This window comes from Saccharothrix sp. ALI-22-I, from assembly GCF_001984175.1.
Classification (GTDB): Bacteria; Actinomycetota; Actinomycetes; order Mycobacteriales; family Pseudonocardiaceae; genus Actinosynnema.
Genome location: NZ_MTQP01000063.1, coordinates 233,772 through 246,311 on the forward strand (window position 1 = coordinate 233,772; position 12,540 = coordinate 246,311).

Sequence of the window (12,540 nt, forward strand, 5' to 3'; positions counted from 1 at the left end):
GTCGCCGCACTGGCACGTGCCGACAAACACGACCAGGCGATCGCGGTGGGCCACCAAGGCACTCGCCGAGTCACCCGACAGCGTGCCGCTGCGGCTGGCGCTCGGCCGAGCGCATCTGGACGAGTGGCGACCACGCGAAGCGCTGACGGTCTTCACCGAGGCCCGACGGCTCGCCGCGCCGGACGACTGGCGCACCGCCGGATGGCACGCCGTCGCCCTGGCCGACCTGACCCGGTTGGACGAGGCGAAGGCTGCCGCGGAGGACGCGGTCCGCCGACACCCAGGAACCGCGAAGACGCACTACACCCTCGGGCGCATCTTCGTCACGGCGTGCGAGTACGCGGAGGCGGAGGCGTGTTTCGACACGGTGCTGGTCCTCGATCCGGGGAACGTCAAAGCCCTGGAGTGGAAAACCACGACCCTTCGCCGCCAACACCGGCACGACGAAGCCGAACAGACGATCCTGGCCGCACTGGAGTCAGCGCCCGGTGCCACCCGACTGCACGTCGAACACGGCTGGGTACTCAGCGAGCAGTACCGCTACGAGGAGGCGCTGGCCGCCGTCGATCGCGCGCTCGCCCTCAACCCTCGACACCGTTGGGCGCTGGATACTCGAATCGACTTCCTCCAAGCAGCCCGCCGCACCGAGGAAGCGGTGCGGCGGGCTGCCGACGTGTTGGCCATGCACCCGACCGACCCCACGTTCCACATCGCAACGGCCTGGCTGCACGCCGGTGGGGACGACCACGACCGGGCGATCAAGCACCTGGACGACGCATTGGCGATTTCGCCCACGTATGCGTGGGCGGTGCGGAGCAAGGTGTCGATCCTGACGTCGGCGGGAAAGCACGACGAAGCTGAAGCAGCGGCCGAGATCGCCCTGGACCACTACCCGGAGAGCCCGGACCTCCAACTGATCCTGGCGTCGCTGTACTTGGCCCGCAACGAGCCCGAGCGCGCTCTCGCGTGCTGCGACAGGGCGTTGGCCGGCACCCCGAGGCACGCCGCCGCGTTGCGCCGGAAAATCATGCTCCTGCGCGATGCGAAGCGGTTCGAGGAGGCGTTCGAGTCGGCCGAACGGGCGAGGTCGTTCCACCCGCGCGATCCCGCGATCCAGCTCGCGCTCGCCGACCTGCACGCCGCGCGCGACCAGTACGAGGAAGCCCTCGCTTGCGTCGACCGAGCATTGGCCGTCAACCCGCGCGATACCACCGCCTTGCGGCTGCGTGTCGACTACCTGGGCAAGCTGAACCGCCGGGAGGAGGCCGAGCAGGCAGGACGGCACGCCGTGGCCGCGCGACCGGACGATCCGGGTCTGCATGTTGAGTACGCGTGGGCCTTGAGCGCGCTCGACCGCGAGGATGAGGCCGCCAAGGCGGCCACCGATGCGCTTCGCCTGGCGCCCGACCACGCGCCCGCGTCGCGTAGCCGCGTAATCTTCCTGACCTACGCGAAGCGGTTCGCCGAAGCGGAACAAGCGGCGGCGGAGGCGCTGGAGCGCCTGCCCGACGATCCGGGCCTCCACATCGTGATCGCCCAACTGCGTATGGCGCAGGGTCGATTCGACGAAGCCATGGCGGATGTCGACAGGGCGCTGGAGTTCGACCCGCGCTCTTCGTGGGCGCGTGCCACGCGGTTCAACATGCTCACCGTGCTCGGTCGGCTACCGGAAGCCCTGCGTGAAGCCGAGATCAACGTCGAACACTCGCCCGACGACGTGTCCGCCCTGATCCAGCTGGCCGGCGCGTACTCCAACGCGAAGCAGCACGACGAGGCGTTGGCCACGATCGACCGTGTGATCGCGATCAGGCCGGACTACCCGCATGCCGTACAGGATCGGATCAGCTTCCTCCGGTCCGCCCGCCGGTTCGAGGAGGCCCGGCAGGCGGCCGAGGAGGCCCTGGACCGCACCCCGGACGACCCCGATCTGCACGTCACCGTCGCCTGGCTGCACGCCGATCGTCGGCGCACAGACGACGCCCTGGCGTCATTGGACGCCGCGCTCGCGTTGGACGCCAAACACGAATGGGCACTGCGCAGCCGGATCGGCATCCTGCACACCAATGGGCGGGTACGTGAGGCGCAGGAGACGGCGGCCAAGGCGGTGGCGCTCCATCCGGACAGGGAAAACCTCCGCTTCACGATCTCCGTACTGGCTGCCGATCAACACCACGTCGACGAGGCCCTGGCGCACCTCGACCGGGCGTTGGCCGTCAACCCGTCGTACGGGTCCGCCCACCGCCGGAAGATCTACCTGCTCCAGCACGCGCGCCGGTTCGACGCGGCCAGGCGGACGGCAGACGAGGCGTTGACCCACTTCCCCGACGATGTCGACCTGCGCGTCACGGTCGCCTGGCTGTACGCGGCTCTCGATCGCCGGCTCGACGCGATCGCCGAGGTGGACAGAGCGCTGGAGCGGCAGCCGGAGCACGAGTGGGCGTTGCGCAGCAAGGTGAGCATGCTCCGCGCCGCCCGCCGGTTCACCGAGGCGCTGGACACCGCGGACCGGATACTCGACCTCCACGGTGAAGACCCGGACAGCCTGCTCACGGCGGCCTGGCTGTACAGCGCGATGGACCGGTTCGACCGCGTGCTGGCCCTCACCGAACGCGCGCTGGAACTCGACAGTGGTCATGTCAACGCCTACGAGGAGCGGGTCGACGCGTTGATGACGCTGCACCGGTTCGACGAGGCGGAGGAAACCGCGCGGCAGGCGTTGATCAACTGCCCAGGCGTGACGGCGCTGCACGTGCTGCTGGCCAAGGTGTACGACCACACCCTCGCGTTCGACCGCGCGGAGCGGCAATTCGCCTTGGCCCGTGAGAGCAACCCGACCAACGCGGACGTGGCGGTCGCGCAGTCGGCGACGTTGCGTTCGCTGCGCCGACTCGGAGAGGCCGAACGCCAGGTCGCCGAGTTCTGTGCGAGGCACCCGCATCTGCGTGAGCCTCGTTTCGAGTTGGGGTGGATTCACCACGACGCCCGGCGTCTCAGCGAGGCACGTCGAGCGTTCACCGCGCTGCTGGAGGATTCGGTCGACGACTCCGAACGGGCCGCGTCCCACCACGCGCTGGGCTGGGTGGCGTTCACGTCCGGCGATCTGGTCAATGCCGAGAAGGAGTTCCGGGCGGCGCTCAAGGACCGTGACGGCGACTACGACTACGTACTCGCCCTGGCGTGGGCGTTGGCGCGACAGGACGGGGAGAAGCGGTGGTCTGAGGCTGAGGGCCTGGCCAGTGGGCTGCTCGACCGGCGGGCGCACCCGTCGGTGCACGTGTGTCTGGGGGTGGTGGCGTTTCGGCGGGGCAACCTGGCCTCGGCCGAGTACCACCTGAAGAAGGCGTTGGAGATCGACCCGTACCACGGCAGCCACGCCGACCTCGGTGCGCTGTACGTCCAGATGGGACGGTACGAGGAGGCCGAGGTCGAGTTGGGCAAGGCGGTGGCGCGGGACTGGTACGACGGGAACGCGCACGTCGAGTTGGGCGCGTTGTTCCTCCAGTTGGGCGAGGAGCGGTTGTCGGACGCGGAACGGGAGTTCCGGCAGGCGTTGGCGATCGAGCCGGCTTCGGGTGCGGCCGCGATCGGGTTGGCGCAGGCGTTGGCGAAGGCCGGTGACGAGGCGGAGGCCGAGTCGGTGTTGCGGCTCGCGGAACGGCGGCAGGACGCGTCCGAGAAGTGGCGCACGCACCTGGCGTTGGCGCGGCTGCTGGTGCAGCGGGGTGACAAGCAGCAGAACCCGGACCTGCACGCGGAGGCCTACGCGCAGGCGCAGTCGGCGATCGAGGCGGCGCCGGATACGGAGGCGGACCCGCATTTCGTGGCCGGGGTGGCGCACCACCGCATGGGGTCGCTGGCCGCCGACGCGCGCGGTCGGTTCGGGTACCGGGTGCGGGCCATGCACCACTTGCGTGAGTGCCTGAAGCGCAGTCGTGGGCACGTCGAGGCGCAGCGCAACCTCCAGCTGCTGGAGCGGGAGATGAAGGCGGTCGCGCCCGCGATCTGGGGTGGTTACGCGGTGGCCACGATCTCGTTGGTGCTGCTCGGCACGATGTGGACGGCGTTCTTCTTCTCCGCCAAGGTGACCGCGGTGATGCTGACGGCCACCACGCCGGTGTTGGTCGGGCTGTTCACCGTGGCCGTGCTGCTGCCCGCGTTGATCCGGCTGAAGCTGCCCGGTTTCGAGGCCGATCTCCAGGCGGGTAGCGCCACGGTGTCCCCCGGACCCACCGGGCAGGTCACGTTCGGGCCCGGCCGGTTCACCGTGACCACCGGTCCGACCGGTCAGCTACCCCGGCGCGAGTAGCACGGTCACGGTGCCGCGTCCGCCGTCCACGCGGACGCGGTCGCCGGTCTTGATGCGGGTGGTGGCGTTGCCGCAGCCGACGACGGCCGGGATGCCCAGCTCGCGGGCGACGATCGCGGCGTGCGACAGCGGTGCGCCGACGTCGGTGACCACGGCGGCGGCACGGGGGAACAGCGGGGTCCAGCCGATGTTCGTCACCGTGGTCACCAGGATCTCGCCCTGTTCGAGCGCGCCGCCGTCCTCGACGTCGTGGATCACCCGTGCCACGCCTTCCACGACGCCCGCCGCACCGGGGAAACCGGACACGGCGTCACCTTGGGGCGAAGGTTCGGTGGAGGCGTCGTAGACGTCCGACCTGCGGTTCGGGTCGGCGGCCCAGGTCTCGGGGTCGAAGTGGCCCCGGATCAGCGTCGGGTACGGCGGCAACGCGCGGTAGCGGTCGTAGGCGGCTCGGCGGGCGGGCACCGACGCCAACGGCGCCTCGTCGCCTTCCAGGACGCGCAAGGTCTCATCGATCGGCAGGAAGAACAGGGCGTCGCCGTGCCCGGTCACCTCACCGGCTCGCACCAGGAACGCCCGCAGCACCCCGAACGTCCGGGCGAACTCCGACCGCGCCCGTTCCCGTTCACGGGCCTGTGCGGCGAGCTTGTCCACCTGGCGGCGCAGGCCAACGACCTTGCCGGGATGGGCGGCACGCAGCCGTTCCCACGCCGCGTCCCGCACCTCAGCCTGCCGTGCCAGCAGCTCCTCGGGGTCGACGCCCACGTCCTGCTGATCCGGCCACGCCGGGTCCTCGGCCGGGCGCGGCGCGGACACCTCGAACTCGTCGGCGAACCGGTGGCCGTACTGACGGACGTACGTCTCGCGGGAGATCTCGCCACGTCGCAGGCGCGCCAGCCCCAGCACCGGGCCCAGGCTCTCCAACTCCCCCGACGCGCCGTGCGCACCGGTCAGCAACGCGGTGGCGTCGTCCTCCCCCACCAGCTTCACCAGCCGACGCCGCACCTTGAGCGACGACATCGAGCCGTTGCGCGCGCCCGTGTCGAACACCCTGGCGTCCACGTGCAGCACTTCGTCCACATCGGACTTCCACAGCACGAGAAGTTCGGCGGGCGTGGAGGCTTCGCGGAACGCCGCGTGCAGCCGTTCGGCCCGGCCGGGCGCGGATGCCAGCAGGCCGTCGATCTTCGCCCGGTACTCCCGGCCCAGCCGTATGAACGGCACCACCGCGCCGACCGCCGCACGCAGGACGGCCAGGCGTGACAGCGGCAGCGGCGGCACCTCCATGCCGGGCGGGATGCGGCCGAACGCCTGCTCGGCCGCCCGGCGCATGAGCCCGCCGAGCCCGAGCGCCGACCCGACCGCGAACGCGGCGCTGACGTTGAGGTAGAACCGGCCGCCGATGTTGCCCGACGTCGGGTGCCCGGCGATCGGCGGCTGCGCCAACACCGCCGCGAACGACCAGGTGGCGGGCGTCATCACGCTCGGCACGGCTTCACGCAGGTTCGCGCACGTCCACAGGTAGTCACCGCGCAGGCTGTCGTTCCAGACCTCGGCGAGCGCCGTGATCGGACGGGCCTGCAACACCGCGATCCGACCGCCGGCGACGGCCCACTCGACGTCCATCGGCACGCCGTACAGGTCCTCGATCCGCGCCCCCAGCCCGGCCAGCTCCAGAACTCGGGCATCGGACAGCAAGTCTCCCGTCCGGCGCACCACGCCGGACGTCACCACGTACTCGTCCGGCGTGACCGTTCCGCCGACCAGCGCCTCACCGAGGCCTGGCGCGGCGTTGACCACGGTTTCCGTGCGTGCGCCGGTGACCGGGTTCGCGGTGAACAACACCCCGGCCGCGTCGGCGGGCACCATCTCCTGCACCACCACGGCCAGTGCCACGTCGGTGATGCCGTTGCGGGCGCGGTAGGCGATGGCGCGTGCCGTCCACAGCGACGCCCAGCACCGCTTGACCGCGTCCAGCACGTCGTCACCCGTGACGTCGAGGAACGTGTCGTGCTGGCCCGCGAACGACAGGTCCGGCAGGTCCTCGGCGGTCGCCGACGAGCGCACCGCGACCGGGCCGGACGGCAGGGCGGCGCGGATCGCGGCGGCGATGTCGTCCGGCATGTCCCTGCGCGCGAAGGCGGCGGCGATCGCGGTGGCCGCGGTGGCCGCGTCTTCGCTGCGCAGTCCTTCCCGGATCTCCGCGTCGAGGTCGGCGGTGAACCGGCGGTAGGCGTGCGTGGTGAGGTGGAAGCCGTCCGGCACGGGCAGGCCGGCGGCGGCGAGCCGGGCCAGCGAGGCGCCCTTCCCGCCGACCGTCTCCAGATCGGCATCGGGATCGGCGAGCGGCAGCACCAGCGCAGTGGTCCCCATGCGGCCGATCCTGGCAGAGGCGCGACGGCTTCGTGCGGGAAGTCGTGGATCAGCGCAGGAGCATCCGCAGCACCGATTCCGCTTTCGCCACATCAGGTTCGCGGCCGGTGATGAGGTTGAGGTAGGTGTAGGACTCGATGATCCGCACGATCACGTACGCGACCTCGGCCAAGTCGGCGGGCAGGGCGAGCCGGCCGGCGTCGGTCTCCTCCCGCAGCACGGTCAGGAACACCCGCACCAGCCGCGGCTGGAAACCGCTGTCGTACCGGGTCAGCAGCCGCATGGCCAACTCGCCCTCGTGCGCCAGCCAGTGCCTCATGCCGGGGTTGCCGATGGCGGCCTCCAGGAATCCGACCGCGAGCCCGACCACGCGTTCCGCCCCGGCCTCGCGCGGCGGCCGGTCCAGTTCGCCCAGCGTGTGCTCGGCCAGCGACCAGGCCACTTCGACCAGCAGTTCTTCCCGTGAGCCGACCCAGTGGTAGAGGGTGACGCAGCTGATGTCGAGCCGTTCGGCGAGCACGCCCATGTCCACTCGCTGCCGTCGCAGGAACGTCCGCTTCGCCTCGGCCAGGGCGTCCACCGATGTCGTCCTCATGTGCGGTTCATCGGATCGCGGTCATCAGCATCGGCCAGGACGCCCGCAGCTCACGCTGCCAGTACTTCCAGGTGTGCGTGCCGCCGCCGTAGGCGTTCACCGTGATCGGTATGCCCAGCGATCGCAGCCGGGTCACGAAGTCCGGCGAGGTCGCGCCCACGATCACCTCGAACGCGTCGACGGACCAGCTGGGGTCGAGCACGCCTTGGAACCCGTTGCCATAGGACATGTAGAGGGACGTGCCGCGCAGGTTGGCGGCCAGGGCCTTGGGGTTGTGCCGGGCCCAGATCAGAGGGAAGAGCGCCTCGCGCCCCCACGGCCCGTAAGGGTCGAGGCCTTCGCGCAGGACGGTGGTGTAGATGAACTGCGGCACGCCGACGAACTGCGTCGACAGCAGACCGCTGTAGGACGCGGCGGCCCGGAACATGCCGGGGTGCTTGGCCGCGTACCCGAACGCTCCCGTGCCGCCCGCCGACAACCCGGCAATGGCCCGTGTCGTATTGGCTCGGTAATTGCGCTCGATGAGTTGCGGCAGTTCCGCGGTGTGGAAGGTCTCCCACTTCGGCGAGCCGCCCTGTCCGCCGTTCCACCAGTCGGTGTACCAACCGGCGCGGCCGCCGTCGGGCATGACGATCAGGACGTCGCTCATCGCGCTCAGCTCTTCGACGTCGGTTTCCCTGGTCCACGAGGTGTAGTCGTCGCCGACGCCTTGGAGCAGGTAGAGCACGGGCCAGGTGCGGGTGGCGGTCGGCGACCAGCCGGGCGGGGTGAGGATGCGGACGGGGACGTTTCCGCCGATGGCGGGCGAGGACACGGTGAGGTCGACGGTGCGGCTGTCGATCCGCCTCTCGCCGGTGACCCGTGCGCCGTCATCCGCCGCGCGGGGTGTGGCCTGGGCGGGAACGACCAGCAGAGCCAGGGCGGACAACGTCAACAGCAGAACGCGGACCATGACGTCCCCCCGCCCTCGTTTTCCCGCGATGATAAATTCCGAAATGGTTTTTGTGCGACTGTCACAACTTTTCCCGTGGTCGTTTCCAGCGTGCCGAACACCGAAGCTACCGACGGGTAAAAGAACTGTCAACCACTACTTTCGTGACATCGATTCACGTATGCGCGAATGTTCATCCACCATGCCACAAATCCACGTGAGCATTTTGTGGGAATCGCACGAAAAGGGTCCCGGCGCGCGGGGCGAGGACAGGCCCCGCGCGCCGGGGACGGGTCACAGCCCGTTGGTGAACAGCAGGCGGTTGACCGTGCTGCCGATGCCGCCGCCGCTGACGACGTTCGGCGTGGCGCTGGAGTTGAGCCAGTTGTGCACGGTGGCCGACGGCTGGTCGCCGTACCGCTGCTTGTAGAGCGCGGCCACGCCCGCCACGTGCGGGGTCGCCATCGAGGTGCCGCTCATCGTGCCCGAGCCACCGGTGCGGATGGTCGAGACGATCGAGCCGCCCGGCGCGTAGAGGTCGACGCACGCGCCGGTGCTGGAGAACGACGACCGGGCGTCGGTGCGCTCGGACGACGCGACCACGCTGGCCGTCTCGACCTTGCGCGGCAGCCGGTCGCACGAGTTCGCGCCGGTGTTGCCCGCCGAGGTGGCCAGGAAGACGCCCGCGGCGATCATGTTGCGGATCGCGGTCTCCAGGCTGGCCGACGCGGTGAAGTTCCACGACGTGTTGGCCACGGCCGGCTTGGTGTGGTTGGCCGTCACCCAGTTGATCGCGTTGAGCGCCGACGTGGTGGTGGCGCTGCCGGAGCAGCTCATCATCTTCACGCCGTGCAGGCGCACGCCCTTGGCGATGCCGTAGGTGGTGGAGCCGATGGTGCCGGCGACGTGCGTGCCGTGGCCGTGGCAGTCGGTGTTGTTGGTGTCGTAGGCGTTGTAGTCGAACGTGCCCCGGCCGCCGTAGTCCGCGTGGCCCGGCGTGATGCCGGTGTCGATGATGTACGCGTGCACGCCCGCGCCGGTGCCGCTGTAGGTGTAGCTCGCCGACAGCGCCAGGTTGCGCTGGTCGACGCGGTCGATGCCCCACGACGGCGGGTTCGCCTGGGTGACGTCGAGCGCGTCGGTGACCAGCACGTCCTGCTCGATGGTGGTGACCGCCGGGTCGCGGCTGAGCTTGCGCAGCTGCGCCGGGGTGAGCTTGGCGGCGAACCCGTTGAACGCCGCGTCCCACACGTGGGTCGGCGTCACGCCCGCCGTGGCGGCCACGTTGACGCCGCTGCGGGCGGCGGGGTCCAGCGTGACGATGTAGGAGTCCTTGATCGGGTGGACGGTCGCGGAGGCCGCCGGGACGACGATGTCGGCCTGGTGCAGGGGTTCGGCCAGGGCGGCGCCGGTGGTGAGTCCGACGGCGGTGGTGGAGACGGCCAGAACGGCAAGGGTTCTGTGGAAAGGACGCACGTGTCGGCTCCTTCGAGGACCCCCGGACGCGCGCGCTCCGACGCAGGGTTGACGGAGCGGACAGTCACTCGTCCGGGGGTTCACTCAGGAGCCTGACCAGCGGTTATGCCATGGTCAACGGAGGTCGGCCGAACGGCCGCGCGGGTCGTCACGCTCGGTGGACATAACCGACAACTGGTAACGCCGCTTTCGCTCCGGTGGGCGCTTGGTCAGGGCCGACCGAGTCAGCGCCAATCGGGTCAGGGCAACACCGGCGAGGACCACCGCCATGCCCGCCACGATCCGCGGGGTCAGCGGCTCGTCCAGCACGATCGCGCCCAGCGCGACAGACACGACGGGCAGCAGGTAGCCGACCGTGGCTGCACTGGTCGGGCCTTCGTCCTCGATGATCCGGTAGTTGAGGTAGAACGTGATACCGGTGCCGAAGACGCCGAGGAGCGCCACCGCGACGATCGCGGTGACGTTGAGGGTGGCCGGGGTGGGGTCGAACGGGAGCATGAGGGCACCCAGGCCGGTGGCGGCGGTCAGTTGGGCGGCGGACACGGCGACCGGGCCGCCCTTGCCGACCAGTTTGCGTCCCATGTAGGCGAATGCGACCGCGTAGCTGGCCGCCGCGGCGAGCAGCGCGAGTGCCCCGACACCCACCACGTCGTGCCGCCAGGGCGCGAAGATCAGCAGGACGCCCGCGAAACCGAGGACCAAGCCGGTGACCCGGACCGGGGTGAGGCCGCGTTCGGTGCCGATCACGAGTCCGATGAGCAGGGAGAACAGCGGGGTGGTGGCGTTGAGGACGCCCGCCACGCCGGAGTCGACGGTCTGCTCGCCGATACCGAAGAGCAGGAACGGCAGGGCGTTGCAGAAGAACGCGGCGATCGCCAGTCGGCCCCAGGTCCTGCGCGGCAATTTCTGGTGACTCGCGCGGGCCAACACGAGCAGGACGGCCGCGCCCAGGGCGCACCGGATCACGGTGATCTGCACCGGGGTGAGGCCGGTCAGGGCCAGTTTGATCCACAGGAAGCCCGAGCCCCAGAGCAGGGCCAGCACTCCCATCCGCAGCACACCTCGTCCGGTCACGGGACTACCGTCGCCCACGACCGTCTTCAAGAAAAGTGAAACCTCATGACGTTCCGTTAAGCAGAACTACAAGATCCCGAAGCCCTGTCCGAACCCGAACGTAGAACTCGGGGGTCCTGAAGGTCCGACTCTCGGGTCCTGAACGTTCGACTCTCGCGTGAGTCCTACGTTCGGAGCGCGAGAGTCGAACCTTCAGGACCCCCGAATTCAACGCTCAGGTGATCAGCGGGTGTGGACCAGGAGTGAGTCGACGCCGTGGACGATCGACGCGGTGCGGAACGCGGGGCTGTCCGTCGCCATGCGCAGGTTGGGGAAACGGCGCAGCAGGGCGGGGTAGGCGGCCCGCAGTTCCATCCGGGCCAACTCGGCGCCGACGCAGCGGTGCGCGCCGTAGCCGAACGCCAGGTGCGAGGACGCCGGGCGGCTGGGGTCGAAGTCGGACGAGCCCTCGCGGTTGGCCGCCGTCAGGGACACCACGACCACGTCACCTTCCTCGATCTGCTGGTCACCCACCTGCAACGGGTGCCGGGCGAACCGCGGGAACGCCACCTGCACCACGCTCAGGTGCCGCAGCAGCTCCTCGACCAGCGGCGCGGTGGCCGCGTCGTCGTCACGCATCGCCGCCCGCGCGTCGTCGTCGCTCATCAGCACGATCGCGCCCAACGCGAGCATCGACGCCGTCGTGTCGAACCCTCCGGTGAGCACGCCGTCCGCCAGACCGGCCAACTCCGCGTCACTGACGTTGTCACCGTGCTCACGGATGATCATGCCGATAAGGCCGTCGCCCGGCGACCGGCGCTCCCGGCGCACGATCTCCTCCATGTAGGACAACGACTCCGAGATCGCGCCCAACGCCTGCGCCGCGCCGCCGAACACGTCGAACCGGGCCGCCGCCAGCTCCTGGAACCGGTCGCGGTCCTCGTACGGCACGCCCAGCAGCTCGCAGATCGTCAGCGACGGGATCGGGAGCGCGAACTCCTGCACCAGGTCGACCGGCCCGTCGGCGGCCTCCATCGCGTCCAGCCGCTCGGTGACGATCGCGTCGATGCGCGGCACCAGCCGGGACAGCCGGCGCATGGTGAACTCCGGCGTGAGCAGTTTGCGCAGCCGGGTGTGGTCGGGAGGGTCGGCGAAGCCGAGACCCCCGGGCGACTGCTCCACCCGTCCCACCGCCGCGCCGAGCCGGGCGTAGTCGTTGCTGAATGCACTTGTGTCGGAAAGCACCTTCTTCGCCTCGTCGTGCCCCGTGACCAACCACACCCGCAAGCCGAACGGCACCGGGATCCGGTGCACCGCGCCCGACTCACGCATCCGCTCCAGCTCGGCGACCGGCACCACGCCGTCCCGCTTCAGCGGAACCAGCGCACGGTCCGGGAGCAGCGCAAATGCCCGCGAACCGATCTTGCCCACAACCCACCGCATCGCCGAACGCCGTGCGACCCACGCCACCAAGCCGTCGCGCACGGACGCCAGAGTTGTCATCCCACACCCCTCTTCCCCCGGTTCATTCGAGAGACGGTAACGGTACGTAGAGGTGAGGAGCATCGCGCCACAGGCGGATTGACACGCCAAGGTCGTTGACAGACGATCGACAATCGCGCACGAACGGGGGAAGCCGGTCGAAATCCGGCGCTGACCCGCAACGGTAGGTCCCCCGGGACGAGCCCGAACACCCGTCGCGCGTGCCACGCTCCTGACACCGTCGAGGTCAACGGGTCGGAGCCCGGGGGAAGTCGATCACGGCTGTCCGGGGTCCGCTCACGCCTTGCGCCCGGAAAGGCCGAA

General features: G+C 70.0%; 7 protein-coding genes and 1 riboswitch. Of the genes, 1 reads left to right on the forward strand and 6 read right to left on the reverse strand.

The window, feature by feature from the left end; all coding sequences use genetic code 11:
- The first annotated feature begins 16 nt into the window (after positions 1-16).
- Positions 17-4,306, forward strand: a complete 4,290-nt coding sequence (locus tag ALI22I_RS24550) for a tetratricopeptide repeat protein (protein ID WP_083751974.1) — start codon at positions 17-19, stop codon at positions 4,304-4,306.
- On the opposite strand, the gene ALI22I_RS24555 is transcribed toward ALI22I_RS24550, so the two are convergent.
- The 6 genes from ALI22I_RS24555 to ALI22I_RS24580 form a co-directional block, all read right to left on the reverse strand.
- A complete protein-coding gene (locus ALI22I_RS24555) occupies positions 4,289-6,679 on the reverse strand; it encodes a PEP/pyruvate-binding domain-containing protein (protein ID WP_077007882.1) in 2,391 nt (796 codons plus the stop codon). The two genes, ALI22I_RS24550 and ALI22I_RS24555, sit on opposite strands and share 18 nt — an antisense overlap.
- A gap of 49 nt (positions 6,680-6,728) precedes the next feature.
- Complete coding sequence (locus ALI22I_RS24560; RefSeq protein ID WP_077007883.1) at positions 6,729-7,274, reverse strand: QsdR family transcriptional regulator; 546 nt, start codon at positions 7,272-7,274, stop codon at positions 6,729-6,731.
- A 7-nt stretch (positions 7,275-7,281) separates the two neighbouring features.
- A complete protein-coding gene (locus ALI22I_RS24565) occupies positions 7,282-8,226 on the reverse strand; it encodes an alpha/beta hydrolase (RefSeq protein WP_077007884.1) in 945 nt (314 codons plus the stop codon).
- Positions 8,227-8,499: 273 nt separating this feature from the next.
- Positions 8,500-9,681 carry a S8 family peptidase gene (locus tag ALI22I_RS24570; protein WP_077007885.1) on the reverse strand — a complete coding sequence of 394 codons (1,182 nt, stop codon included), beginning with the start codon at positions 9,679-9,681 and terminating at the stop codon, positions 8,500-8,502.
- Positions 9,682-9,795: 114 nt separating this feature from the next.
- Entirely contained in the window at positions 9,796-10,731 is a 936-nt protein-coding gene (locus ALI22I_RS24575) for a DMT family transporter (protein ID WP_077007978.1), read from the reverse strand.
- 246 nt (positions 10,732-10,977) lie between these two features.
- On the reverse strand, positions 10,978-12,237 hold the full coding sequence (locus tag ALI22I_RS24580; protein ID WP_077007886.1) for a cytochrome P450: 1,260 nt from the start codon (positions 12,235-12,237) through the stop codon (positions 10,978-10,980).
- Between the two features lie 71 nt (positions 12,238-12,308).
- Positions 12,309-12,450: riboswitch (cobalamin riboswitch) on the forward strand.
- The last annotated feature ends 90 nt before the right edge of the window (positions 12,451-12,540 follow it).